Source organism: Neptuniibacter sp. 1_MG-2023 (genome assembly GCF_030547185.1).
GTDB lineage: Bacteria > Pseudomonadota > Gammaproteobacteria > Pseudomonadales > Balneatricaceae > Neptuniibacter.
This window is the reverse complement of sequence record NZ_JAUOQR010000014.1, coordinates 1-25,069: the sequence shown is the minus strand read 5'-3', so window position 1 is coordinate 25,069 and position 25,069 is coordinate 1. Positions and strand designations below refer to the sequence as shown.

Genomic DNA, 25,069 nt, shown 5'->3' with positions numbered 1-25,069 from the left:
CGGGCCTTATGTGAGTTTTGAGTATATAACGTTTTATTTTTTATTCCTTTACGGCAAAGATCCCAGGGGCATTTCGCCAATAGCCTTTGTAGTCCATGCCGTAGCCAAAAATATAGCGGTCTTCAATTTCTAGGCCGACAAAGTCAGCTTTTAATTCAGGGTTAGGCTTACGGTCATGGTTTTTATGTACAAGTACCGCAACCTTTACCTCGCTAGCGCCTTCCGATCGACAATAACTAACAACCTCAGCTAGGGTATGTCCCTCATCTAAGATGTCATCGATAATAAGCACCGCGCGCCCCTTAAAATCAATCTGAGGTTTAACTATCCATTCGAGCTGATGGCCTGATGTTGTATTGCGATAACGAGTTGCATGCAAATAGCCAGCCTCAAGAGGGAAGTTCAATTTAGTGAGCAGCTTACCTCCAATGACTAAACCGCCATTTAATACGGGAAATACCACAGGGGTCTTGTCCATCATATCTTCGGTGATTAGCGCGGCTAATTTGTTGATAGCGTGTTCGACTTCAGCTTCTCCGTAGAGTAAGTCTGCTTGGATATAAACGCGCTTAATCTCTTCGTCATCTATTTTAGACATGAGGGTTTTCTACTCTTTGATCGTATATAAAAAAGCCCAGTTACTCTGGGCTTAGTTGATGATAGGTTAAGTTGTTAATTTACGGGCCGAATTTCAACTAAGATACCCATTAATGGGTGATCTATATAGTGTAACTCTTTTGATTTCATGCGCCGTGCTTGATTCAGGTTTGCCGTTAAGATATTTGGAATGGTAAACAATTCGCTGGCCAATGAACTGCTGGCGCTGCTGGATGCTTGCATTGTAAGTATTGATGCTGCGTTTTCGTCCACGGCGTTGTTGGTTGCTGTAGGATCGTCTTTAAGTAGCTTTGCTTCATCAGCACTTAATCTACGGCTTAGGTAGAGGTCAGGGCGAAAGTGTAGATAAGTGCCTCTGCCTACGGCGATATATCCATCTAGTTCATGCATGCCATTATCTAATATCTCGCCGCCGGTGATATGAATTGGGCGCGGTGTTTGGGTGCGGTAAACAGGTTGCATCCATCCTGCATGAAAGAGGACTTTGTAGGGCCCTGAGTTTCGCAGCCGGTTTTTTTCATCGTGAAGGGTCAAGGAGCTTCCGGGTAGGCGCTTATAAGCACTTCCTTCGGCATTGGATGACTTTAAGTTGATCGCATTGCTGGGCGCGGGGATCTCTTCTATATCAGGCCAATACTCATCGGCGATAGGCGCGCTGTCCTGATTTGCAAAAACAACCACTTCAACTTTATACCAGTCAGCTGCATTGGCTGTGAGGCTTAAAGCACTAAAAATTAGGGCGCTATACAATTTTTTCATGATGTTTTAACTGCCAAGTCGCTTAAAAGGCTTTCGATAGCGCAGAAGCGAACGTCGCTCTTCTCCATATTTAGGCTAAAACGTAATTTGTCTGCGCCTTCAAGTTTATACTTTTGTGGGTGCTTTTGAACCATTTTTACTAGTGTCAAAGGATCAACTTTAGCATCGGTCGCAAATTCGATGCGCCCATTTGTTGTACCTGCATCGATTTTAACAATGTTCATGGCTTCTGCACGTAATTTCAGTTCTGTTACTTTAAATAGATTCTTTACTTGCTCAGGTAATAGACCAAAGCGATCGATCATCTCTATTTGTAGCTCTTTCAGCTCTTTTGATGAGCTCGCGTTGGCAATGCGCTTGTACATGATTAAGCGGCTGTGAACATCAGGAAGGTAATCATCAGGAATAAGCGCTGATAAGTGTAAATTGACTTCTGCGCCGTGCCGTAATGGTTGATCCATATTCGGCGTTTTACCTTCTCTGATCGATTCAACAGCTTGTTCGAGCATCTCCATAAAGAGAGAGAAGCCTACAGTTTGCATCTGCCCGCTCTGTTCTTCACCTAAAAGCTCACCGGCGCCACGAATTTCTAAATCGTGGGTGGCCAGTGTAAAGCCAGCGCCAAGATCGTTGGTTGTTTCGATCGCTTCTAAACGCTTGACGGCATCTTTAGTCATCGACTTTTTATGCGGCGTTAGTAAGTAAGCATAAGCTTGATGGTGCGAGCGGCCTACACGTCCTCTGAGCTGATGTAGCTGTGCGAGGCCAAACTTATCTGCTCGGTCAATAATGATGGTGTTAGCGTTAGGTACATCAATACCCGTTTCAATAATGGTGGTGCACAGTAAGATATTAAAACGCTTATGGTAAAAGTCGGACATGACCTGTTCCAGTTCGCGTTCGCGCATCTGCCCGTGGCCTACACCTATACGTGCTTCGGGAACTAGTTCGCGAAGCTCTTCTGCTGTTTTTTCTATGCTTTTAACTTCGTTATGTAGGTAGTAAATCTGCCCGCCACGAAGTAGTTCTCGGAGAATGGCTTCCTTGATCACCGTTGGGTCGCTATAACGCACAAAGGTTTTAACAGATAATCGTTTAGCGGGTGGTGTAGCAATAATTGATAGATCACGTATACCTGACATGGCCATGTTGAGGGTTCGTGGAATCGGCGTAGCTGTCAGCGTTAAAATATCAACCTCAGCTCGAAGAGACTTGAGGCGTTCTTTTTGTTGAACGCCAAAGCGATGTTCTTCATCAATAATGACTAAACCAAGGTCTTTAAAGTTAATGCCCCCGTTAAGTAATTTGTGGGTGCCTATCACTATATCGACACTGCCTGCTTCGAGTTTTTCTATTGCACTGTCTTGTTGTTTTCCTGAGCGGAAGCGGGAGATAAGTTCAATGTTAATCGGCCAGTCGGCGAATCTATCCTGAAAGTTTTGGAAGTGCTGCGAAGCGAGTAGGGTGGTTGGGACTAAAATTACAACCTGCTTTCCGCTTTGTACTGCCACGAAGGCGGCACGCATGGCAACTTCTGTTTTACCAAAACCTACATCCCCGCAAATTAGGCGATCCATAGGCTGTGGGGCTGTCATGTCGCGTATCACATTGCCGATAGCGGCGGCTTGGTCAGGCGTCTCTTCAAAAGGGAAAGACGCTGCAAATTGTAGATACTGCTCATCAGGGTCATGAAACTTAAAGCCTTTTCGTGCCGCACGTCGTGCATAAATATCGAGGAGTTCTGCTGCTGCGTCATGGGCTTTCTCAGCGGCTTTGCGTTTAGCTTTACTCCATTGTTCTGTGCCTAAGCGATGTAAGGGTGCATTGTCGTCTCCCGCACCGGTGTAGCGGCTAATTAAGTGCAGAGATGAAACGGGTACATAGAGTTTTGCTTCTTCTGCATACTCAAGGGTGAGAAACTCATTAGCTTGTCCCTCAAGTTCTATAATCTGTAAGCCTAAATAGCGTCCTACGCCATGGTCTAAGTGAACAACGGGTGAGCCAGTGTTTAGCTCCGATAGGTTTTTTATAACCTGATCGTTTTGTTCCTGCTCTCGGGAGCGCCGTCTGCGTTGAAATACTTGTCGGCCAAAGAGCTGAGTTTCGGTAATTAAATGAAACTCTCCAGGAACTGATAATCCTTGCTCTAAAGGAAACTCTGTTATGGCTAAATCTACGGCTGAATCAACAAATGATGACCAGTCTTTAGTTTGCGTTGGTTTGATATTTATACGAGAAAGCAGTTCAAGTAGAGCTTCTCTTCGACCTGCTGATTCAGCACAAAATAGAACCGCGCCATCCCGTTGTATTAAAAATGACTGCAGTGCAGCTAGAGGTTCTTTCTGCTGTGACTGAACGGGGAGTTCCGGTGGCTGTATACAGTCGAGGTTCGTTCTGCCTGCTTTATCTTCGATAAGGTCAGTATGTAATGTGAGGCGGCCGTAGCTTTTTAGTTCAGCAAATAGCTCATCTGTTGAGAGGAAGAGGGACTGCGGCGGGAGAACTGGATTGGTGATGTCGTGTCTACGTTGTTCGTAACGTTCATTAACTTCATCTGCAAATAGCTTGGCTGCTGCCTCTAATCCATCATTAACCAGTATTTGAGTGTTTTCGGGTAATGAGGAGAATATGGAGCTGCACTCTTCAAAGAAGAGAGGCAAGTAATATTCAATACCTGGTGATGCAAGCCCATCATTAATATTTGTGTAGATAGGGCACTGTTTGTAATCAACATCAAACTGCTCACGCCAGCGAGACTTAAATCCGCTGATGGCGCGTTTATCAAATGGGAACTCTTTGGCAGGTAGTAGATTGATTGAGTCTATTTGCTCAATGGAAATCTGCGTTTCTGTATTAAATGTACGTAGAGTCTCAATCTCATCATCAAATAATTCTATTCGAAAAGGGAGTTCGCTGCCGGTAGGGAATAGGTCGATGATTGAACCGCGAATGGTAAACTCCCCGTGTTCCAATACCGCATCTACAGCATGGTAGCCTGCGTCCGATAGTTGTTTGCGGAGGTCTTCGACATTAATAGTGTCGCCCACTTTTAGATCAAAGCAGTTGCCTGCTACAAACTCAGCTGGAGCTGTACGGTGCATTAGTGTGCTGAGGGGGATGATCAAAATGCCTTGCTTGAGGCTTGGGAGGCGATTGAGTGTAGATATTCGTTCTGAAATTATATCTTGATGTGGTGAAAATGTGTCATAAGGCAGTGTCTCCCAATCTGGGAATGAGAGAATTTCCTGTTTGTTCTTTTTGAAAAAACAAACTTCATTGTATAGGCGATTAGCTTGGTTGGTGTCATTGGTGATAACAAGCGTGACCCCTTCATAGCGCTCTGCCGCATCGGTGATAAGATAACCAGCGGCGGCCCCAAGAACTTGGCCGATATGTTTTCGGTCGCCGGGACCTGATGGTAAGGGGTATTTCAGCTGCAGCACTGCGATGCTCCTGTTCGCATGAAGTTTATTCAGGCAGGGTAGTTTAGCGGCTAGAAACAGAATTGATAGAGTTTAGGGGGCAATGAACGCTTTTTATATACTAATCTGTGGTGTTGCTTGTATGGTTCGAAAGTATATCTAGATGAATTTGCTCAATGGGCCTTAAAAGAGGATAATGCGCACCAAATTTTTAGCGGGTCTACTAGTAAGGCTTTATATATGGTCTTATTAGTGGTTGCCAACGAGTTGACACAGCTTTTTGGAGTCTCATTGTGAGCCAAGATCAAGTATTTACTGATTGGAAAGAACGCGAAGCGATAGCTGAAGCGATGGTACCACTGGTAGGTGGTTTGTACCGTGATCGGAATATCGAATGTTCAGTGTTCGGTCGTTTGATTATTAAACGTTCTGTTGTTGATATTCTGAAAGCACATCGTTATGTGCGTCAGGTTGAAGAGCAAGAGCTGACTGTATCTGAAACACTGCCGGTTCTTGAAGCAGTAAGCCGTCTTAACGTTCGCAATGCGCACGTTGATTTGGGCAAATTGGCTGTTAAGTTTCGTGATGAGGCTAATGGTCAAGCGCTAGAGGCTTTTGTTGAATCTGAGCTAGCTGAAGCTATCGACTCTGATGAGCGTGAATCTACAGATGTAGTGCTTTATGGTTTTGGTCGTATTGGTCGTTTATTGGCGCGTCTATTAATTGAACGTACGGGCGGTGGTCAAGCGCTACGTTTAAGAGCGATGGTTGTGCGTAAAGGTTCAGCGGCTAATGATCTTGAAAAGCGCGCAAGCTTATTGCGTCGTGATTCGGTACATGGTTCCTTCCGTGGCACTATCACTGTAGATGAAGAGAATAATACAATTACAGCCAACGGCAATGTAATTCAGGTTATTTTCGCTAACTCTCCAGATGAAGTTGATTACACCGCTTACGGTATCAATAATGCGATGGTTATTGATAACACGGGTAAATGGCGCGATAAAGAGGGTCTATCTCTTCATTTGCAATCTAAAGGCGCGTCTCGCGTTGTACTGACTGCACCAGGTAAAGGCGTTAAAAATATTGTAATGGGTGTTAATGATGGGGATATCTCACCTGAAGATGAGATCCTATCGGCAGCGTCTTGTACTACAAACGCAATTACACCGATTCTTAAGTCTATTTGCGATAAATATGGCATTGAGAATGGTCATGTTGAGACCGTGCATGCTTATACAAACGATCAGAACTTGATTGATAATTACCATAAAGGTGATCGTCGCGGCCGTGCTGCGGGTCTTAATATGGTTATTACTGAGACGGGTGCAGCAAAAGCGGTATCTAAAGCACTTCCGGAGATGGAAGGTAAGCTAACAGGTAATGCTATTCGTGTGCCTACGCCTAACGTATCCATGGCTATTCTTAACTTGAACCTTGAAGCTGAAGCAGATAAAGAGTCGCTTAACGCGTATCTTCGTGAAGCTGCGGTTCATGGCCCAATGCAGAAGCAGATCGATTACAGCAATTCTCCAGAAGCGGTTTCAACTGACTTTGTCGGTTCTCGTGCTGCGGGTGTTGTTGATGCGCTTGCAACCATTGCTGGCGGTAAGCGTTGCGTACTTTATGTTTGGTACGACAATGAATTTGGCTATAGCTGTCAGGTTATTCGCTTAATGCAGAAAATGGCTCAGTGTACGCTTCCAGCTTTTCCAAAGCAGAAGTAAGCATTTAGTTTATTACTATTGACTAAAAAGCCACCTACGGGTGGCTTTTTGTATATTTATTGCTCTATATTCTAAAAAGATATATCTATATAGATAACCATTCTATGGTTGGCTACCTACTTTAGTTTGTGTAACGTCATGATATAGGCGGGTGTTTGTAGAAAAATAGGGCATTGCTCAGGTATACTTAGTCGGATTTTTGGGTGGGGTAATTTAATTTTCGTAATAACTATATAAAGTTATTCTTTGCGCTCGGGGACAGGACGCTAAGAATTAAAGAAACGAAAATTGAATCCTGAAGAGTTTAACGTAATTGGGTGAGGCGTATGATCAAGATCAAGCAAGGTCTGGATCTACCGATCACGGGCGCTCCTGAGCAATCTATTAAAGATGGCCCAGCAGTGAACTCCGTTGCTATTGTTGGCTTTGATTATGTAGGTATGAAACCTACCATGGCTGTCAAGGTAGGTGATCGAGTAAAACTCGGTCAAGTGATCTTTTCCGATAAGAAAACAGAAGGTGTTAACTTCACAGCGCCAGGTGCGGGTGTAGTTAAGGCAATCAATCGTGGTGATCGTCGTGTTCTTCAATCTGTAGAGATTGAGTTGGATGGTGATGATGCGGTTGAATTTAATAAATACAGTGCTAGCGAATTGACTGGTTTGACGCGAGAGCAGGTTGAAGAAAACCTAATCGCTTCTGGTTTATGGACAGCGTTTCGCACGCGACCATTTAGCCGTGTACCACAACCGGGCTCAACGCCAAATTCTATCTTTGTAACAGCAATGGATACCAATCCTCTTGCTGCTGATCCTTCAGTTGTTATTGCAGAGCAGAAAGAGGCATTTTCACAAGGTCTTGAAGTACTGACTAGCCTTGCTGCTACAGTCTACTTGTGTAAAGCATCTGGTGCCGATATCCCTACAGCCGACGGTGTTACTGTCGAAGAGTTTGAAGGGTGTCATCCAGCTGGGAATGCAGGGACTCATATTCATTTTCTAGATCCTGTGTCTCAAAAGAAAACGGTTTGGACTATTGGCTATCAGGATGTGATCGCTGTGGGCAAGTTGTTTACTGAAGGTAAACTATTTACTGACCGTGTTGTTTCTGTTGCTGGCCCTCGTGCAGCTTCACCTAGTTTGTTGCGTACACGTCTTGGTGCTTCATTAGATGCTTTACTTGAAGGCGCTCAAGTCGGCACAAATAATCGAGTGATTAGTGGTTCTGTCTGGAGCGGTCGTACCACTGACGGGCCTACTGCATTTTTAAGTCGTTATGCGAATCAAGTGACTATTCTTGAAGAAGGCAATCAACGTGAATTTATGGGCTGGGTCGTTCCTGGTACGAATAAGTTCTCTGTGTTGAATCTATTTGCTTCTTGCTTGAATCGTTCTAAGAAATTTGATTTTACAACGACGACAAATGGCTCTGAGCGTGCAATGGTACCTGTTGGGCAGTTTGAAAAGCTGATGCCATTGGATATCTTGCCTACTCAACTTCTGCGTGCGCTTGTTACGGGTGATATTGTTCATGCGATGGAGCTTGGTTGTCTAGAATTAGATGAAGAAGACCTCGCACTGTGCACGTTTGCTTGTCCCGGCAAGTACGAGTACGGCCCTATTCTTCGCGATAACTTGACGCGTATCGAGAGAGAGGCCTAATCATGAGCTTAAGAAATATTCTTGATAAAATGGAGCCGCATTTCCATAAAGGCGGTAAGTATGAAAATTGGTATGCTCTTTATGAAGCAGCAGATACTATTTTTTATACACCAGGCCATGTAACTAAAACAGCAGCTCATGTACGTGACGCAGTCGATCTGAAGCGTATGATGATTTTGGTGTGGATGTGTACATTCCCCGCTGTTTTCTTTGGTATGTACAACGTCGGCCTACAAGCAAATACTGCTATGGCTCAGATGGGGCTTACTGAAGCTTCATCTTGGCAGGGTGCGATTGCTGGTGCATTAACTAGCTTCAATCCTGAAAGTATCTTCGACAATATTATTCATGGTGCCGCCTATTGGTTGCCTATCTATATTGTTACTTTCGTTGTGGGTGGTTTCTGGGAAGTTTTGTTCGCGATGAAACGTGGACATGAAGTCAATGAAGGTTTCTTCGTAACTTCTATCCTGTTTTCACTTATTCTTCCTCCGACTATCCCGCTTTGGGAAGTTGCACTAGGCATAAGCTTTGGTGTTGTGATCGGTAAGGAAGTTTTTGGTGGTACAGGTAAAAACTTCTTGAACCCTGCATTGACGGGTCGTGCATTCCTTTTCTTTGCTTATCCAGCTCAGATGTCAGGTGATGCAATTTGGACTGCAGTTGATGGGTTCTCCGGTGCTACGCCACTAAGTCTGGCTGCGGCGGGTGGTGTTGATGCTATCTTAGCTCAGAATATTACTTGGTTTGATGCTTTTGTTGGTCAAGTTCAAGGTTCTGTAGGTGAGGTTTCTACGCTTGCCATTGCTGCCGGTGGTTTAGTCTTGCTCATTGCTAGGATTGCTGCATGGCGTATCGTCGCTGGTGTTTTCTTAGGGATGACGGCTACTGCTACGCTATTCAATGTTATTGGTTCTGATACTAATCCTATGTTCGCATTGCCTTTCTATTGGCATCTGGTCTTAGGTGGTTTTGCTTTTGGTATGTTCTTTATGGCAACTGATCCTGTGTCAGCTTCTATGACGAACAAAGGCAAATGGTATTTTGGGGCGTTGATTGGTCTAATGGTTGTGTTAATCCGTGTGGTTAACCCAGCATTCCCTGAAGGGATGATGCTTGCCATTCTGTTTGCCAACTTGTTTGCGCCATTAATCGATAACTTTGTTGTTCAGGCGAACATTAAACGGAGGATGGCGCGCGATGTCAGCTAATAACGACTCTATCGGTAAAACGATTACCGTTACCGTTCTTTTGTGTGTAGTTTGCTCGGTTATTGTATCTGCTGCGGCGGTACTACTTAAACCGCAACAAATTGCTAACAAAAATCTAGATCGCCAGACCAATATTTTGGCTGCGGCCGGTGTTGATTATCAGGGTAAGAGTATTCCTGAGCTGTTTGAAAGCACGATCACTAAGAAATATGTTGATCTTGCAACAGGCAAATATACTGAAGTGGCTGATCCTGCACGTTACGATGCTAAAAAAGCCGCTAAAGATCCTGAGCTTGGTATTCAGCTTGATAAAGCAAAAGATCTTGCTTCAATCAAGTATCAAGCTAAGGTAATGCCGGTTTATTTGGTTGAAGATAATGGCCAGATAGAGAAGGTTATCTTACCTATTCATGGTTACGGTCTTTGGTCTACGCTTTACGGCTTTATTGCACTTGAAGGCGATTTAAACACGGTTGTTGGTTTAGGTTTCTATTCTCATGCAGAAACGCCTGGTTTAGGTGGTGAGGTTGATAACCCTAACTGGAAAGCGTTGTGGCCTGGTAAGAAAGTTTACCCTGAAGGTTCTATGGAGCCTGCGCTTGGCTTGATTAAAGGGTCAGTTGACTCTGCATCAGCTAAGGCTAAGCACCAGATCGACGGCCTATCGGGTGCCACTCTGACAAGTAATGGTGTAACCAATCTAGTTCATTTTTGGATGGGTTCGAATGGTTATGCGCCATTCCTAGCTAACTTAAAAGCAGGGGGAGCATAAATCATGTCTGCAACTAAAGACGTTCTAGTTACTCCGCTGTTCAAAAACAATCCTATCGGTCTTCAGATCTTAGGTGTTTGTTCTGCGCTAGCTGTAACTTCAAACCTAAATACAGCGTTGGTTATGACGTTGGCGGTAACCGTAGTTACTGCTTTCTCTAACATGTTTGTATCTTTGATTCGTAATCAGATACCAAGCAGTGTTCGAATCATCTGTCAGATGACCATCATTGCTTCATTGGTAATCGTAGTTGACCAGATTCTGAAAGCTTATGCTTATGATGTTTCTAAGCAGTTATCGGTCTTTGTCGGTTTGATTATCACTAACTGTATCGTAATGGGTCGTGCTGAAGCGTTCGCGATGAAGAATCCTCCGGGAATCTCTTTCTTGGACGGTATTGGTAACGGCCTAGGTTATGGTGTAGTGCTGATTTTCGTAGGCTTTCTACGCGAGCTTTTTGGTGCGGGTAAACTATTTGGTATAGAAGTACTGCCTCTTGTGAATGATGGTGGTTGGTATTTAGCGAATGGCTTAATGTTACTTCCGCCAAGTGCATTCTTTATCATTGGTATATTTATCTGGATTGTACGTAGCTTTGATAAAAAACAAGTTGAAGCACCAGAATTTGTTCTTGCTAAGAACTCTAAGAAGGAGGCTGTATAATGGAACAATATATCAGCCTTGCCGTTAAGGCGATTTTCGTTGAAAACATGGCGTTGGCGTTCTTCCTAGGTATGTGTACTTTCTTGGCTATTTCTAAGAAAGTACAAACAGCTCTAGGTTTAGGTATCGCTGTAATCGTTGTGTTAGCTATCACCACACCGGTTAATAACCTGATTTATAACCTACTATTGCGTGAAGGCGCATTAGCTTGGGCAGGTTATCCAGATGTTGATCTTAGCTTCTTGGGCTATATCTCTTATATTGGCGTAATTGCCGCGATCGTTCAGATCCTTGAGATGTTCCTAGATAAGTTCGTACCTGCTTTATATAACGCATTGGGTGTATTCCTACCGTTGATCACAGTTAACTGTGCGATCATGGGTGCTGCGTTATTTATGGTAGAACGTGATTATACATTTAGTGAATCAGTGGTTTATGGTGCCGGTGCAGGTGTAGGTTGGGCGTTAGCTATCACTGCACTAGCGGGTATCCGTGAGAAACTTAAATACAGCGACGTACCAGAAGGATTACGTGGTCTAGGCATTACCTTCATTACTGTTGGTTTGATGTCTCTAGGTTTCATGTCTTTTTCTGGTGTGCAGCTTTAATGCCTACATGGTCAACAAAGGAAGGATTAGCCAATGAATGCTGAAATCGTTCTAGGTGTTGTCATGTTTACTGCGGTAGTGCTTGCACTTGTCGCAGTAATTTTGGCAGCTCGTTCTAAATTAGTAAGTTCCGGTGACGTTACGATTCATATCAATCACGACCCGGCTAAATCTATTACAGTACCTGCTGGTGGCAAGTTGCTGCAGACGCTTGCAGATAAAGGGATCTTTATTCCTTCTGCTTGTGGTGGTGGCGGTACTTGTGCGCAGTGTAAGTGTCAGGTTCTAGAGGGGGGCGGTTCTATGCTGCCTACTGAGGAATCCCACTTCACTATGCGTGAAGGCAAAGAAGGCTGGCGCTTATCTTGTCAGGTGGCGGTTAAACAGGACATGGAGCTTGAACTTGAAGAAGAGATCTTCGGCGTTCAGAAGTGGGAATGTACTGTTGAATCCAATCCTAACGTAGCGACATTCATCAAGGAGTTAACGCTTCGCCTACCTGAAGGCGAAAATGTTGATTTCCGTGCCGGTGGTTATGTTCAGCTTGAATGTCCTCCTCACGTAGTTAACTACAAGGATTTTGACATTCAAGAAGAATATCGCGGTGATTGGGATCAGTTTAATATGTGGAAGTTTGTTTCTACAGTAACTGAACCTACCATCCGTGCATATTCTATGGCGAACTACCCAGAGGAGCGTGGTGTTGTTAAATTCAATATCCGTATCGCTTCTCCACCACCAGGAACTGATCACCCACCAGGTATCATGTCATCCTACGTCTTTAACCTTAAAGAAGGGGATAAGATTACGGTTTATGGACCATTTGGTGAGTTCTTTGCCAAAGATACAGATAATGAGATGGTCTTTATCGGTGGTGGTGCAGGTATGGCACCGATGCGGTCACATATTTTTGACCAGCTTAAACGCCTTCATTCTAAGCGTAAGATCTCTTTCTGGTATGGTGCACGTTCTATGCGTGAATCATTCTATAACGAAGAGTACGATAAGCTTCAAGAAGAGAATGAAAACTTTAAATGGCACTTAGCATTGTCGGACCCTCAGCCAGAAGATAACTGGGATGGTATGACAGGCTTTATCCATAATGTATTGTATGAAAACTATCTTAAGGATCATGAAGCGCCTGAAGATTGTGAATACTATATGTGTGGACCACCTATGATGAACTCTGCCGTTATTCAGATGCTTGAAGATCTGGGTGTAGAGCGCGAAAACATCTTCCTTGATGATTTTGGTGGCTAATACGTCTATGTTTGTCATAACTCGACAAGCTAAAAAGTGGCCTGCAGCTTTGCTGCTGGCCACTTCTATTTTTGTTTGTCTACTCTTGTCAGGTTGCGAGTCAGAGCAACCGAAAATCGTTAGCCATCAAGGCATGACGATGGGGACTACATTTACCGTTAAGTGGGTGTCCTCTCAATCTGATACTGAATTAAATAATTTGATTGATAATGCGCTCGTTGATATCAATCAAAGTATGTCTACCTATATTCCCGATTCTGAATTATCGATTTTAAATCGAACGCCTCCCGGCGAACCCTTGTCTGTATCTGAGCCGCTTGCTCATGTATTAGTATTGTCTAAAGAAATTAGCGTAGAGACTGAAGGGGCATTTGATAATACGGTCGGTCCATTAGTAAACCTTTGGGGGTTTGGTCCTGATGGTCGCGTTGTTAAGGCACCCCTGCAGTCTGAGCTTGATGGAGTTCGCGACCGTGTTGGCTATGACTATGTTAAAATCGAAGGGACTCAGGTCGTAAAACAACGTCAAAGTTATGTTGATCTATCAGCCATTGCTAAAGGTTATGGTGTTGATGTACTTGCTGAGCTTCTTGAATCCCATGGTATAGAAAGCTATTTAGTGGAAATTGGTGGTGAGCTACGTGCGCGGGGTTTAAAGCCTGATGGTCATGAGTGGCGTATAGCTATCGAGTCGCCGACTAATGCAGCAGAGCGAACTATTCAACGTATTATAGCGGTTAAAAATGTGGGCATTGCTACCTCTGGTGACTACCGAAACTATTTTGAAGAGGAGGGTGTTAGGTTTTCCCATACTATCGACCCTGTTACCGGTAAGCCGATTAACCATAAATTGGTATCGGTTACTGTGTTAATGCCAACTTGTGCGGAAGCTGATGCGTTGGCAACGGCCATGATGGTCATGGGGCCGGATAAAGCATTTCAGTTTGCTCAAGCGCATAAACTAAATGTGTTTTTGATTGTCAAAACCGATACAGGTTTTGAAGAAAAAATGACACCTGGATTTAATGAGTTCCTGGTGCAGTGAGGTTAAAATTATGGATACGATGATACTTACGTTTGTAGTGTTAATTGCTGTTGTGGTAGCGATGTCGGTGGGTGTACTGATGGGGCGCAAGCCGATTGCCGGTTCATGTGGTGGTATGGCTAATTTAGGCATGGATACCGCGTGCGATATTTGTGGCGGTGACCCGAAAAAATGTGATGAAGAGCAAGAACGGTTAGAGAGTGAAGGATCTCAGCTGAATCTTTCTTATGAAGTTAAATCTAAAGAATAATTGAGTTGTGCGCCACTAAGCGTAAGCTGTTGTGGGTAATAAAAATACCAGCAAAACAATAAGATAACGATAACAGATAGGGGAAAGTGATGGCGGTTTATGACTATGATGTCATTGTGATTGGTTCTGGGCCTGCCGGTGAAGGTGCTGCAATGAATGCTGCTAAGAAAGGGCGTCGAGTTGCAGTTATCGAAGAGCAGGAAGCGGTTGGTGGTAACTGTACCCATAAAGGTACTATCCCTTCAAAAGCACTACGTCATTCTGTTAAACAGATTATTGAGTTTAACACTAACCCGATGTTCCGAGATATCGGAGAGCCTCGCTGGTTTTCATTTCCTAAAGTACTGAAACGTGCTGAGAAAGTTATTTCAAGCCAGGTTGTTTTACGCACAAATTTCTATGCTCGCAATCGTATTGATGTGTTTTTTGGTACGGCTGAATTTGAAGATAAGAATACGGTTCTTGTGCGGGGTACTGTCAAAGGTGATGAGACCTTAAGGGCAAAAAATATTGTTATCGCTACAGGTTCTCGACCTTATAAACCAGTAGACATCGATTTCAACCACCCACGTATTTATAATTCAGATACTGTTCTTAAATTAAGCCATACGCCTCGTACGTTAATTATCTACGGTGCCGGTGTTATTGGTTCTGAGTATGCGTCTATATTCAGCGGTCTCGGCGTAAAAGTTGATCTAGTTGATAATCAAAGTCGTTTACTCTCATTTTTGGATGAAGAGATCTCAGATTCATTAAGTTATCACTTACGAAATAATGCTGTAAAAATTCGCCATAATGAAGTTTATGAGAGTGTTGAAGCTGATGATCGTGGTGTAGTGCTTGCGCTTAAATCCGGTAAGCGGATTCGAGCGGATGCTTTCTTATGGTGTAATGGTCGTAGTGGTAATACTGAAACCTTACATTTAGAACGCATAGGTTTAGAAGCAAATAGTCGAGGACAGCTCGAAGTTGATGATCATTATAGAACGGCTTGTGAGGGTATCTACGCTGCGGGTGATGTGGTTGGCTGGCCAAGTTTGGCTTCTGCTGCGCTAGACCAGGGTCGAGCTGCGGCCGCGGATATGCTATCAGCTGAAGATTTCCGTTATATCAATGAAGTACCAACAGGGATTTATACTATTCCTGAAATTAGCTCTATTGGTAAAACGGAAGAGGAGTTGACTGAGGAGTGTGTACCTTATGAAGTAGGTCAGGCCTTCTTTAAAGATACCGCCCGTGCACAGATTTATGGGCAGCCTGTCGGTATGCTTAAGATCTTGTTTAACCGTGATACGTTCCAGATTCTTGGTATCCACTGTTTTGGTGAGCATGCTTCTGAGATCGTACATATAGGCCAAGCTATTATGGCGCAAGAGGGTGAAGCTAATACCCTTAAATACTTCGTGAATACGACATTCAACTATCCGACAATGGCAGAGGCTTATCGTGTTGCTGCAATTGCTGGCTTGAATCGAGTAGCGAATCTTTAGTCGTTTAGTAGAGATATAAAAAAACACGCATCATGCGTGTTTTTTTGTATCTAAATGAAAGAAAAAAAAAGCTCGGACTTAAGCCGAGCTTTTTAGATTTACTTCTTCGTTATTTAGTTGCTAACGCTAATGCTTTATTCAATGTCTCACTAGGGCGCATTACCTTTTTCACAGCTTCACGGTCCGCATGGTAGTAACCATCTAGAGGCGCTGGAGAGCCTTGGCAAGCAGCTAGTTCGGCAATGATTTTATCTTCATTGTCAGATAGTGTCTTAGCAAGGTCTTTGAACTGTGCAGCAAGCTCAGGATCTTCAGTCTGATTAGCGACCTCTTGAGCCCAGTACAAGCCTAGGTAAAAGTGGCTACCGCGGTTATCTAGCTCACCAGTTTTACGTGAAGGAGATTTGTTCTCTTCAAGTAGTTTACCTGTTGCAGCATCTAATGTTTTAGACAGGATCGCTGCACGCTGGTTATTGTTTTTCATTCCCATATCTTCAAGGGAAACGGCAAGTGCTAGGAATTCACCTAGGGAATCCCAGCGAAGGTGGTTTTCCTCTTGTACTTGCTGTACGTGTTTAGGAGCTGAACCGCCAGCACCTGTTTCGTACATACCGCCGCCTTTTAGCATAGGTACAATAGAAAGCATCTTAGCGGATGTACCTAGTTCCATAATTGGGAATAGGTCAGTTAGGTAATCACGTAGCACGTTACCAGTAACAGAGATGGTATCTTGGCCGCGAATTAAGCGATCCATGGTAAAGCGGATTGCTTGGCTGTAGGACTTGATAGAGATATCTAAGCCTTCAGTGTCATAATCTTTAAGATATTCTTTAACTTTTTTAGTTAATTCAAGATCATGTGCACGTTCTTGGTCTAGCCAGAAAATAGCAGGAGTATTTGATAGGCGTGCACGGTTTACCGCTAGTTTAACCCAATCACGAACAGGCTCATCTTTAGTTTGACAAGCGCGCCAAATATCACCTTTTTCGACATCGTGCTGCATTAGAACTGTACCATCGGCGCTAACTACACGCATAACGCCTGTTTCAGTTTCGAATGTTTTATCGTGCGAGCCATATTCTTCTGCTTTTTTCGCCATTAAACCAACGTTTGGAACTGAACCCATTGTTGTAGGATCAAAAGCGCCATTAGTTTTACAGAAGTTGATCATATCCTGGTAGATACGTGCGTAAGTGCTTTCAGGCATAACCGCTTTAGTATCTTTTGGCTTGCCATCAGGGCCCCACATTTTACCGCCGTTACGGATCATTGCAGGCATTGAAGCATCTACAATTACGTCGGAAGGTACGTGAAGGTTAGTGATACCTTTAACCGAGTCTACCATCGCCATTTCTGGACGGTGTGCTAGACACTGATGGATATCTTCTTCAATAATTTCGCGCTGTGAGCGAGGTAGAGAAGCGATTTTATCGTAAACGCTGCTAATACCATTGTTTGGGTTAACGCCAAGCTCTTTGAATAGTTCGCCATGCTTGTCAAAAACTTCTTTGTAGAAAACAGTAACGGCGTGGCCGAATACGATAGGGTGGGATACCTTCATCATTGTTGCCTTAACGTGAAGTGACCACATAACGCCAGTTTCTTTAGCGTCATTCATCGTTTCTTCAAAGAATTCGCGAAGGGCTTTGCAGCTCATTCGCATGCCATCAAGGATTTCACCTTTTTCTAGGCTTAGCTCTTTTTTAAGTTCAACCTTGCCAGCTGGATCTACAAATTCAATACGCACATCGCCAGCGTCTTTCATTGTAATTGACTGTTCGCTTGAGAAGAAATCACCGTCTGTCATGTAATCAGCGTGTGTGCGAGATGCTTTGCTCCATTTACCCATAGAGTGTGGGAATTTGCGGGCAAAGGCTTTTACTGCACCTGGGGCGCGACGGTCAGAGTTACCTTCACGGAGTACTGGGTTTACAGCACTACCTAGAATTTTAGAGTAGCGAGCAAGAATCTCTTTCTCTTCATCAGTTTGCGCATCTTCAGGGAAGTTAGGAATGTCATAGCCCTGTGCTTGTAGCTCGGCAATGCATGCTTTTAGCTGAGGGATGGAAGCACTGATGTTAGGTAATTTAATAATGTTTGCATTAGGATCTTGTGTCAGAGCACCTAAGAACTTAAGGCCATCTTCTACGCGCTGTTCCTCTGTAAGCTTTTCGGGGAAGGTCGAGAGAACACGGCTTGCTAGAGAGATGTCTGTAATTTTAACATCGATGCCAGCAGCAGAAGTAAATGTACGAACAATAGGTAGAAGCGAGCATGTAGCTAATGATGGTGCTTCGTCGGTTAGAGTGTAATAGATGGTTTGGTTCGTTGTAGTCATTGTATTCCCCAAAGGTTTTATGGCAGTGCAGCCAAGGGTTTGAACAAAGGCGGCTTGTGGCTACCTTTCTCCACTATTTCAAACCCGATGGTTGTAATTTAGTAACAGAATTATACTGAATTCAGCGCAATAGTCATACGTCTGGCCTATGTACTTATGGCTAATGTTGTTGTGTTTTTACAACTTTTTTTCCTATATTTGTGCTGCGATGCAGCATAATTCCGTATGTAGTTCTATAAATAGAGCCGATTATTTATTTAATCGAAGAACTATTGCCAATTAATGACAGCTGCTAGTTAAGACTTTAGGTCTAATAAGCCTTGAGCAAATATAGTGAATTTTTCAGACCCAATTTAGGGACAGGAATGATCTTAGATTTAATTTAGTAGGAGACCGAGGTAGAATAAAATAATGGAAAAAGAGCATAGTATGGCTGAATTAACAGAGAAACCTACTCCTCCCGCAGATTGTGAGTGTTGTGAGAGTGCTTGCTCGCCTTGTGTGTGGGATATCTATTATGAAGCATTAGCTGCTTGGAATGCTCAGCAGGCTCCAATAAAAAAAGACAATGACAGTGAGTGATTAGTCATGGGTGATGTTGTAGATATGCGTTCTTCTAGGGAGAAGGCAAAGCATAAAAAGAAAGAAGAGAAGTTCGCCTTATTGCAAAAGCGCTTTGAAAAGGCGCTGCCTGCTGATGAGCAGGATCCCAAGCAGAAACTGTTAGATTTGTTTAAGAAAAAATAGTTTTATTAAAAAACGCTCTATCACTATCGTCCTTATATGCAAAGTGTCATTGAAATTTTTGCATAGAGAATTACCGATTGTGCAGGGGCCTGTTTTCCGAACTCACTCTTTTCCTTATAGTTTTTTAGCGTCCGCCATTGTTTTAATGGATTCATGCAGTTAAGACTCTTCCGATTTTTGTGCACTACATTCCTTGCATTCACCGTATAAAATAAGTTCATGGTCTTCAACTGTAAACCCTTCAGGCATAAAGCTTTCGAAGCCGCCTGGGCATAAATTCACTTCAAATACTTGTTCGCAATACCGGCATTGGAAATGATGGTGGTGTGTATGTGTTTTGATCTCGTATCTTGGATTTTGTCCAGGGAGTAAAACGCTTGTAATCAGATTGTTTGCTTGTAGTCCTTTTAAGTTTCGATAAACCGTGGCTAATGACATTTTAGGCACAATAACGGAGGCTAAACTCAAAATTTCTTGGGCAAGCAGAGGGCGTTTTGCTTCAGTCAGCACTGCACGAATAGCCTCATACTGGCGGGTTTTACGTTCAATCGTCATTTTTTCCTCAAAATCTAGCTAACAATCACTAAAGGATTTAAACAGAGTGTGATTCTGACTGCACGAATAAATTCTTGTTAATCCTTTAATGATAATGCATTATCATTAGCAATAAGAAAAGTGAGGAATAAGTAGAGATGAGTTCTGAAAGTAGTCAAGCAAAGCGCCTTCCAGTTACGGTTATTTCCGGCTTTTTAGGGGCTGGTAAAACAACCTTACTAAATCACATTCTTAATAATCGTGAAGGGCGCCGTGTTGCTGTCATTGTTAATGATATGTCGGAGGTCAATATTGATGCAGCGCTTGTGAGGGAAGGTGGTGCAGAACTTTCTCGCACTGAAGAAAAGCTTGTAGAGATGAGCAATGGATGTATCTGCTGCACATTAAGAGAGGATCTATTAGATGAAGTCAGCCGTTTAGCTAAGGAAGCTAGGTTTGATCATCTCGTTATTGAATCTACAGGTATATCAGAACCTCTACCGGTTGCAGAGACATTTACCTTTGAGGATGAGGGAGGGCAAAGTCTTAATAGCATTGCGCAGTTGGATACTATGGTGACTGTGGTTGATGCATTTAATTTTTTACGTGATTACAGTTCGCAAGATAGCCTTCAGATGCGTGGTGAATCCTTGGGTGATGAAGATCAACGAACGGTAGTTGACCTATTGATTGAGCAGGTAGAGTTCTGTGATGTGATCGTGCTGAATAAAACCGATTTAATTTCAGCTGACGAGCGGGAGCAGCTTGATGCCATTCTTCGTAGTTTGAATACGCGGGCTCGTATTGTGGTTGCTGAATATGGAAAAGTCTCGCTTGAGCATGTTTTAGGAACGGGGCTGTTTGATTTTGAGCAAGCTTCATTAGCGCCTGGTTGGTTGAAAGAGATGCGTGGTGAACATGTACCGGAAACTGAAGAGTATGGTATTAGCTCTTTTTTATATCAGGGAAGACGGCCATTCCATCCTTTAAGGTTTAAAAAATGGGTGGAGAGTGAGTGGCCGGGCGTTGTGCGTTCTAAAGGCTATTTTTGGTTGGCTTCTAATCCGACAATGGCGGGCAGTTGGTCGCAAGCTGGGGCTGTTGCTCATCATGGTCCTGCGGGACATTGGTGGGTATCTGTTCCAATTGAAAATTGGCCAGATGACCCTCAAAGCGTTGTTTTTATTCGTCAGAAATGGGATGAGAATGTAGGTGATGCGCGCCAAGAGATCGTGTTAATCGGCATGGATATGGATAAGGATGCGCTTTGCGCTGGCTTTGATGAGTGCATGCTGACAGATGAAGAGATGGCCTGTGGTCCTGATGCTTGGTCAAGTTGGAATAATCCTTTTATGAGCTGGCCGCAAAGTGAACAAAAGACTCACTCCTAAGCGGGTCCTTAAAACTGGAGTTCGATTGTTATTTTTAGATCGCTTTAGTGGGCTGCATTGAGATGCAGCCTATAACTTCTATAGCTCTTTTTTATTTCCTTTCTTTTTATTATGGCGATAGCAAGGTTGTTGTTAAGTCATATCTAATTCGCACATTTTTAGAGAATAAACATGATTCGAAAAAACCCCCGTGGCGATATACCACAAATTCATCCCGATGCTTTCATTGATCCGACAGCTATTATCTGTGGATTAGTTATCGTTGAAGAGAACGTTTTTATTGGCCCCTATGCTGTGATTAGAGCCGATGAAGTTGATGCTAATAATCATATAGAGCCGATCATAATTGGGGCGCATTCTAATATTCAAGATGGGGTTGTGATTCACTCCAAATCAGGGGCGAAAGTCTCTATAGGGCAGCGAACCTCTATTGCTCATCGAGCTATTGTACATGGGCCCTGCTCTGTAGGTAGTGGGGTGTTTATCGGTTTTAATTCAGTGTTATTTAACTGTACGGTGGAAACCGGTTGTGTGGTTCGACACAACGCTGTAGTCGATGGTTGTCATCTCCCCGCGGGTTTCTATGTACGCTCTACTGAGCGAATAGGTGCAGAAACCGATCTTACGTCTCTACCGCAGGTTTCCGTGGCGGCGAGTGAATTTTCCGAAGATGTAGCGCGTACCAATAATGAGTTGGTTATGGGTTATAAGCGAATCCAGAACGAGTTTTAATATATGAAGTCCGTTAATATCACGCTGCCCGATGGGGCAATAAAATGTTTTGATAACCCCGTTACCTCTAAGGACGTCGCCTTATCGATTAGCCAAGGCCTTGCTGAGAATGTCATAGCGGCCAAGGTCAATAATAGGCTGATGGATCTAAGTGATCTTATTGATGTTGATGCAAAAGTGCAGCTGATTACAGCTCGAGATGATGAGGGGGTAGAGATTATCCGCCACTCTTGTGCGCACCTTATAGGTCATGCGGTTAAGCAGCTTTACCCTTCAGCCCAAATGGTTATTGGGCCTGTGATCGATGATGGCTTTTACTATGATATAGCGTTTGAGCGGCCTTTTACGCCTGAAGATCTTAATGCCATTGAGCAGCGTATGGGGGAACTGATTGCTAAGCAATATGATGTTGTTAAGCGCAGCTTGCCACGCGAAGATGTTGTGAAAATTTTTACAGAGCGGCAAGAGCTGTACAAGCTACGTCTTATAGAGGATATGCCGGATGAGCACGCTTTTGGCCTCTATTTTCATGAAGAATATATAGATATGTGTCGTGGGCCACATGTGCCTAATACGCGTTTTTTAAAGCACTTTAAGTTGACTAAGTTGTCAGGTGCTTATTGGCGCGGTGATGCTAACAACGAGCAGCTCCAGCGTATCTATGGTACGGCATGGGCCAATAAAAAAGCACTCTCGGCATATTTGCGTCGTATCGAAGAAGCAGAAAAGCGTGACCATCGTAAATTAGGTCGTGAGTTGGATCTATTCCACTTTCAAGAAGAGGCGCCGGGGGCTGTGTTTTGGCACGCTAAAGGATGGACGCTCTTTCAGCAGCTTATTGATTATATGCGTTACTGTCAGCAGCAAGCTGGTTACGTTGAGGTGAGTTCACCGGATGTGATGGATAGAGGTTTGTGGGAGCAGTCGGGTCATTGGCAGAACTATCGTGATCATATGTATACAACAGAGACTCAAGATGGAAAGGTCCTCGCGCTTAAGCCGATGAATTGCCCTGGGAGTATTCTGATGTATCGACATGGGTTTAAAAGCTATCGTGACCTACCAATCAGAATGGGGGAGTTTGGTAAAGTGCATCGCTATGAGCCTTCTGGTGCACTCCATGGTTTGTTGCGGGTTAGGCACTTTACGCAGGATGATGCCCATATCTACTGCACGCCTGAGCAGGTTAAAGATGAATGCCGATCTGTTGTACGAATTGTGCTGGATATCTATAGTCATTTTGGTTTTAACGATGTGCGCATTAAATTGTCAACACGTCCAGAAAACCGTATAGGCACAGATGACACATGGGACTTTCTTGAAGGTGCATTAACTCAGACCTTAGAGGCTATGGAGCTTAGTTTTCAAGTCAATCAAGGTGAGGGAGCATTTTATGGTCCAAAACTGGAGTTTGTTCTGAGAGATGCTATTGGCCGTGATTGGCAGTGCGGTACCTTACAGGTGGATATGAATCTGCCTGAGCGCTTTGCTCTGGAATATATTGATGAGGAGGGGCAACGTAAACATCCGATCTTGCTCCATCGTGCACTATTTGGCTCGTTAGAGCGATTTGCCGGTATTTTGTTAGAGCATCATGAAGGTAAATTACCTTATTGGTTAGCACCGGTTCAGGCTGTGGTTCTATCGATTACTGATGAGCATGTAGATTATGCACAAAGCGTTGGTCAGTGGTTATCCCTTGAAGGGTTGCGTACTGAAGTGGATAGCCGGAAAGAAAAAATAGGCTATAAGATACGAGAGAGAACACTACAGCGTATCCCTTTCATGCTTATCGTTGGGGCGAAAGAACGTGATACCGGTTCCGTTTCTATACGAAGCCGTGATGGCCAAGATCTAGGTGCTTTCTCGCTTGTTGACGCGTTAGATTTTTTGCGCCGAGAATGCGCACCTCCTTATCAGATATCGCAAGAGAAATTATTAACATCACTGCAAGAAAAGTTGCAAATTGAATCACCTGATAAGGCATTAATATGAAGCAGGCTTTTAGAAAAATACAAAGCTTAGCCGATGAGCTACATGCTGACTTATTGGTTTTGGGGGGAGTGGTTATAACGCCTAATGGTGCTGAGCAAATAGACATAGCAAGTTCCGGCGGGGTTATTGTTGCTTTAGGTGATTTAAAGGGGAGGTGGCAGGCCGACCAAGTGATAAATGCACAAGGTTTGCATGTATTGCCGGGCGTAATTGATAGCCAAGTGCATTTCCGTGAACCCGGACTCTCCCATAAAGAAGATATTGAAAGTGGCTCTCGTGGCGCCGTTTTGGGAGGCGTTACCGGTTTTTTTGAGATGCCAAATACTGATCCACTAACACTTTGGGACGCCGATCTTCAGGCGAAGTTAGATGCTGCGGACGCTAAAGCATGGTGCGATTACGCATTTTATATTGGTGGTTCCGCTGTTAATGCAGAGCAGTTAGATAGGCTAGAAAATCTGCCTGGGTGTGCGGGTGTGAAAGTGTTTATGGGTAGCTCTTTTGGTGACCTACTAGCTGATGATGACGCGGTGCTGCGTAACATATTGTCTCACGGTCATCGGCGTATGGCGGTACACGCAGAAGATGAGGCGTTGTTAAAGGCACGTAAACCGATCGTAGAAGAAAGTGGTGATGTATGTCAGCACCATGAGTGGCGTAATGTGGAAAGCGCTTTTAAAGCGACTCGGCGTATTGTTGCGTTGGCGGCAGAAAGTGGGCGTCGATTACATGTTCTCCATGTATCAACTGCCGATGAGATGCGATTTCTGGCGAGGCATAAGCGGCGTGTAACAGTGGAAGTGACCCCACATCATCTATCTATGGTTGCGCCTGACTGTTATGAAATGCTGGGAAGTTTGGCGCAAATGAATCCTCCTGTACGCGAATTAGAGCATCAAGAGGCATTATGGGAAGGTATTCAAAATGGCACAGTGGATGTTATTGGCAGTGATCATGCACCTCATACATTAGAGGAGAAGTTAAGGCCTTATCCTCAATCCCCTAGTGGGATGACAGGGGTGCAAACTTTATTACCTTTAATGTTAAATCATCTGCATGAAGGTCGATTAACACTTCAGCGGCTGGTGGATTTAACCAGCGCGGGCCCGGCACGTATTTTTGGTATTGAGGGGAAGGGGCGTATAGCTTTAGGTTATGATGCTGACTTAACCTTAGTTGATCTTAACGCTCAACGTATTATTGATAATGAGTGGATTGCGAGCCGTAGTGGTTGGACGCCTTATCATGGCAAAAAAATTACGGGGTGGCCTATTCATACCGTTGTTAGGGGGCAGATCGTCGTAAGAGATGAGGTGTTGGTCGGGGAGCCACAAGGAAAGGCGATGGAGTTTATTGAGGTGATAGATTAAACAGGTAGAGAGAACGAAGTAATTCCATAGATAAAAAAAGCGGGGCTTAAAAGCCCCGCTTTTTATTTGTACTTTAAGCGTTTCTAGCTATCAGTATTACTTTCTTGACGCTTACGTAGTTCGCGAGGGTCATTAGGTGCTCGGCGTGTTCTGCGTTTACGAACAGGAGGCGCTTCTTTACTAGGCGCTTCAGCCGTTTCGCTAACATCGCTAGGTGCTTCAGTGACTTCGCTAGGCGCTTCAGCTGTTTCGCTAACGTCGCTTGATGCTTCAGTGGCTTCGCTAGGTGCTTCAACTGTTTCGCTAACGTCGCTTGATGCTTCAGTGGCTTCGCTAGGCGCTTCAGTTGCTCCGCTAACGTCGCTTGATGCTTCAGTGACTTCGCTAGGTGCTTCAGCAGTTTCGCTAACGTCGCTTGATGCTTCAGTGGCTTCGCTAGGTGCTTCAACTGTTTCGCTAACGTCGCTTGATGCTTC

General features: G+C 44.0%; 21 protein-coding genes and 1 pseudogene. 16 read left to right on the top strand and 6 right to left on the bottom strand.

Going from position 1 to position 25,069, the window contains the following annotated elements; translation table 11 throughout:
• Positions 1-40: 40 nt before the first annotated feature.
• The 3 genes from Q4492_RS13870 to mfd all read right to left on the bottom strand — a co-directional run bounded on the left by Q4492_RS13870 (position 41) and on the right by mfd (position 4,820).
• Positions 41-598 (bottom strand): hypoxanthine-guanine phosphoribosyltransferase, encoded by a 558-nt coding sequence (locus Q4492_RS13870; protein WP_303419086.1) that lies wholly within the window; start codon positions 596-598, stop codon positions 41-43.
• Positions 599-672: 74 nt separating this feature from the next.
• Positions 673-1,377, bottom strand: coding sequence for a CsiV family protein (locus Q4492_RS13865; protein WP_303419083.1), 705 nt, complete (start codon positions 1,375-1,377; stop codon positions 673-675).
• On the bottom strand, positions 1,374-4,820 hold the full coding sequence (gene mfd, locus Q4492_RS13860) for a transcription-repair coupling factor (RefSeq protein WP_303419080.1): 3,447 nt from the start codon (positions 4,818-4,820) through the stop codon (positions 1,374-1,376). The genes Q4492_RS13865 and mfd overlap by 4 nt, the downstream gene beginning before the upstream one ends.
• 272 nt (positions 4,821-5,092) lie before the next feature.
• Here mfd and Q4492_RS13855 point away from each other — a divergent pair, with 272 nt between their 5' ends.
• The 10 genes from Q4492_RS13855 to sthA all read left to right on the top strand — a co-directional run bounded on the left by Q4492_RS13855 (position 5,093) and on the right by sthA (position 15,486).
• A complete protein-coding gene (locus tag Q4492_RS13855; RefSeq protein ID WP_303419077.1) occupies positions 5,093-6,526 on the top strand; it encodes a glyceraldehyde-3-phosphate dehydrogenase in 1,434 nt (477 codons plus the stop codon).
• 326 nt (positions 6,527-6,852) lie between these two features.
• A complete protein-coding gene (locus Q4492_RS13850; RefSeq protein WP_303419075.1) occupies positions 6,853-8,187 on the top strand; it encodes a Na(+)-translocating NADH-quinone reductase subunit A in 1,335 nt (444 codons plus the stop codon).
• Positions 8,188-8,189: 2 nt separating this feature from the next.
• Positions 8,190-9,398 (top strand): NADH:ubiquinone reductase (Na(+)-transporting) subunit B, encoded by a 1,209-nt coding sequence (locus Q4492_RS13845; protein WP_303419072.1) that lies wholly within the window; start codon positions 8,190-8,192, stop codon positions 9,396-9,398.
• Complete coding sequence (locus Q4492_RS13840) at positions 9,388-10,170, top strand: Na(+)-translocating NADH-quinone reductase subunit C (protein WP_303419070.1); 783 nt, start codon at positions 9,388-9,390, stop codon at positions 10,168-10,170. Before Q4492_RS13845 ends, Q4492_RS13840 begins: the two co-directional genes overlap by 11 nt.
• A gap of 3 nt (positions 10,171-10,173) precedes the next feature.
• A complete protein-coding gene (locus Q4492_RS13835) occupies positions 10,174-10,833 on the top strand; it encodes an NADH:ubiquinone reductase (Na(+)-transporting) subunit D (RefSeq protein ID WP_303419067.1) in 660 nt (219 codons plus the stop codon).
• The gene (nqrE, locus tag Q4492_RS13830) at positions 10,833-11,441 is read left to right on the top strand and encodes an NADH:ubiquinone reductase (Na(+)-transporting) subunit E (protein WP_303419064.1); all 609 of its coding nucleotides are present in this window, start codon (positions 10,833-10,835) and stop codon (positions 11,439-11,441) included. The genes Q4492_RS13835 and nqrE overlap by 1 nt, the downstream gene beginning before the upstream one ends.
• A gap of 33 nt (positions 11,442-11,474) precedes the next feature.
• The gene (gene nqrF / locus Q4492_RS13825) at positions 11,475-12,701 is read left to right on the top strand and encodes an NADH:ubiquinone reductase (Na(+)-transporting) subunit F (protein ID WP_303419062.1); all 1,227 of its coding nucleotides are present in this window, start codon (positions 11,475-11,477) and stop codon (positions 12,699-12,701) included.
• Positions 12,702-12,708: 7 nt separating this feature from the next.
• Positions 12,709-13,746, top strand: a complete 1,038-nt coding sequence (locus tag Q4492_RS13820) for an FAD:protein FMN transferase (RefSeq protein WP_303419060.1) — start codon at positions 12,709-12,711, stop codon at positions 13,744-13,746.
• A gap of 10 nt (positions 13,747-13,756) precedes the next feature.
• Positions 13,757-13,996: a (Na+)-NQR maturation NqrM gene (gene nqrM / locus Q4492_RS13815; protein ID WP_303419058.1), complete on the top strand. Its 240-nt coding sequence runs from the start codon at positions 13,757-13,759 to the stop codon at positions 13,994-13,996.
• Between the two features lie 89 nt (positions 13,997-14,085).
• Positions 14,086-15,486, top strand: a complete 1,401-nt coding sequence (sthA, locus tag Q4492_RS13810; RefSeq protein WP_303419056.1) for a Si-specific NAD(P)(+) transhydrogenase — start codon at positions 14,086-14,088, stop codon at positions 15,484-15,486.
• 109 nt (positions 15,487-15,595) lie between these two features.
• Here sthA and Q4492_RS13805 read toward each other — a convergent pair whose 3' ends face one another.
• Positions 15,596-17,824: an NADP-dependent isocitrate dehydrogenase gene (locus Q4492_RS13805; RefSeq protein ID WP_303419053.1), complete on the bottom strand. Its 2,229-nt coding sequence runs from the start codon at positions 17,822-17,824 to the stop codon at positions 15,596-15,598.
• A 429-nt stretch (positions 17,825-18,253) separates the two neighbouring features.
• Here Q4492_RS13805 and Q4492_RS13800 point away from each other — a divergent pair, with 429 nt between their 5' ends.
• Together Q4492_RS13800 and Q4492_RS13795 are read left to right on the top strand one after the other, a co-directional pair.
• Complete coding sequence (locus Q4492_RS13800; protein WP_303419050.1) at positions 18,254-18,406, top strand: oxidoreductase-like domain-containing protein; 153 nt, start codon at positions 18,254-18,256, stop codon at positions 18,404-18,406.
• Positions 18,407-18,412: 6 nt separating this feature from the next.
• The gene (locus Q4492_RS13795) at positions 18,413-18,571 is read left to right on the top strand and encodes a hypothetical protein (protein ID WP_197468029.1); all 159 of its coding nucleotides are present in this window, start codon (positions 18,413-18,415) and stop codon (positions 18,569-18,571) included.
• A gap of 159 nt (positions 18,572-18,730) precedes the next feature.
• Here Q4492_RS13795 and Q4492_RS13790 read toward each other — a convergent pair whose 3' ends face one another.
• Complete coding sequence (locus Q4492_RS13790; protein WP_303419048.1) at positions 18,731-19,126, bottom strand: Fur family transcriptional regulator; 396 nt, start codon at positions 19,124-19,126, stop codon at positions 18,731-18,733.
• Between the two features lie 137 nt (positions 19,127-19,263).
• On the opposite strand from Q4492_RS13790, the gene zigA reads away from it, so the two are divergent.
• The 4 genes from zigA to Q4492_RS13770 all read left to right on the top strand — a co-directional run bounded on the left by zigA (position 19,264) and on the right by Q4492_RS13770 (position 24,593).
• Complete coding sequence (gene zigA / locus Q4492_RS13785) at positions 19,264-20,496, top strand: zinc metallochaperone GTPase ZigA (protein WP_303419045.1); 1,233 nt, start codon at positions 19,264-19,266, stop codon at positions 20,494-20,496.
• Between the two features lie 171 nt (positions 20,497-20,667).
• Positions 20,668-21,228 carry a carbonate dehydratase gene (locus tag Q4492_RS13780; protein ID WP_303419042.1) on the top strand — a complete coding sequence of 187 codons (561 nt, stop codon included), beginning with the start codon at positions 20,668-20,670 and terminating at the stop codon, positions 21,226-21,228.
• A 3-nt stretch (positions 21,229-21,231) separates the two neighbouring features.
• Entirely contained in the window at positions 21,232-23,223 is a 1,992-nt protein-coding gene (gene thrS / locus Q4492_RS13775; protein WP_303419039.1) for a threonine--tRNA ligase, read from the top strand.
• Positions 23,220-24,593 carry a dihydroorotase gene (locus tag Q4492_RS13770; RefSeq protein WP_303419036.1) on the top strand — a complete coding sequence of 458 codons (1,374 nt, stop codon included), beginning with the start codon at positions 23,220-23,222 and terminating at the stop codon, positions 24,591-24,593. Before thrS ends, Q4492_RS13770 begins: the two co-directional genes overlap by 4 nt.
• A gap of 83 nt (positions 24,594-24,676) precedes the next feature.
• Here Q4492_RS13770 and Q4492_RS13765 read toward each other — a convergent pair.
• Positions 24,677-25,069: pseudogene (locus Q4492_RS13765) on the bottom strand (ribonuclease E/G); the annotation flags it as partial.

What these genes read in the sequence shown, in the direction of transcription:
- zigA (WP_303419045.1), top strand. Translation starts at nt 19,264, where the DNA reads ATGAGTTCTGAAAGTAGTCAAGCAAAGCGCCTTCCAGTTACGGTTATT.
- Q4492_RS13770 (WP_303419036.1), top strand. Translation starts at nt 23,220, where the DNA reads ATGAAGCAGGCTTTTAGAAAAATACAAAGCTTAGCCGATGAGCTACAT.
- Q4492_RS13805 (WP_303419053.1), bottom strand. Translation starts at nt 17,824, where the DNA reads ATGACTACAACGAACCAAACCATCTATTACACTCTAACCGACGAAGCA.
- Q4492_RS13800 (WP_303419050.1), top strand. Translation starts at nt 18,254, where the DNA reads ATGGCTGAATTAACAGAGAAACCTACTCCTCCCGCAGATTGTGAGTGT.
- Q4492_RS13790 (WP_303419048.1), bottom strand. Translation starts at nt 19,126, where the DNA reads ATGACGATTGAACGTAAAACCCGCCAGTATGAGGCTATTCGTGCAGTG.
- nqrM (WP_303419058.1), top strand. Translation starts at nt 13,757, where the DNA reads ATGGATACGATGATACTTACGTTTGTAGTGTTAATTGCTGTTGTGGTA.
- Q4492_RS13845 (WP_303419072.1), top strand. Translation starts at nt 8,190, where the DNA reads ATGAGCTTAAGAAATATTCTTGATAAAATGGAGCCGCATTTCCATAAA.
- Q4492_RS13820 (WP_303419060.1), top strand. Translation starts at nt 12,709, where the DNA reads ATGTTTGTCATAACTCGACAAGCTAAAAAGTGGCCTGCAGCTTTGCTG.
- Q4492_RS13870 (WP_303419086.1), bottom strand. Translation starts at nt 598, where the DNA reads ATGTCTAAAATAGATGACGAAGAGATTAAGCGCGTTTATATCCAAGCA.
- nqrF (WP_303419062.1), top strand. Translation starts at nt 11,475, where the DNA reads ATGAATGCTGAAATCGTTCTAGGTGTTGTCATGTTTACTGCGGTAGTG.
- Q4492_RS13780 (WP_303419042.1), top strand. Translation starts at nt 20,668, where the DNA reads ATGATTCGAAAAAACCCCCGTGGCGATATACCACAAATTCATCCCGAT.
- Q4492_RS13865 (WP_303419083.1), bottom strand. Translation starts at nt 1,377, where the DNA reads ATGAAAAAATTGTATAGCGCCCTAATTTTTAGTGCTTTAAGCCTCACA.
- Q4492_RS13795 (WP_197468029.1), top strand. Translation starts at nt 18,413, where the DNA reads ATGGGTGATGTTGTAGATATGCGTTCTTCTAGGGAGAAGGCAAAGCAT.
- sthA (WP_303419056.1), top strand. Translation starts at nt 14,086, where the DNA reads ATGGCGGTTTATGACTATGATGTCATTGTGATTGGTTCTGGGCCTGCC.
- nqrE (WP_303419064.1), top strand. Translation starts at nt 10,833, where the DNA reads ATGGAACAATATATCAGCCTTGCCGTTAAGGCGATTTTCGTTGAAAAC.
- Q4492_RS13840 (WP_303419070.1), top strand. Translation starts at nt 9,388, where the DNA reads ATGTCAGCTAATAACGACTCTATCGGTAAAACGATTACCGTTACCGTT.
- Q4492_RS13850 (WP_303419075.1), top strand. Translation starts at nt 6,853, where the DNA reads ATGATCAAGATCAAGCAAGGTCTGGATCTACCGATCACGGGCGCTCCT.
- thrS (WP_303419039.1), top strand. Translation starts at nt 21,232, where the DNA reads ATGAAGTCCGTTAATATCACGCTGCCCGATGGGGCAATAAAATGTTTT.
- Q4492_RS13835 (WP_303419067.1), top strand. Translation starts at nt 10,174, where the DNA reads ATGTCTGCAACTAAAGACGTTCTAGTTACTCCGCTGTTCAAAAACAAT.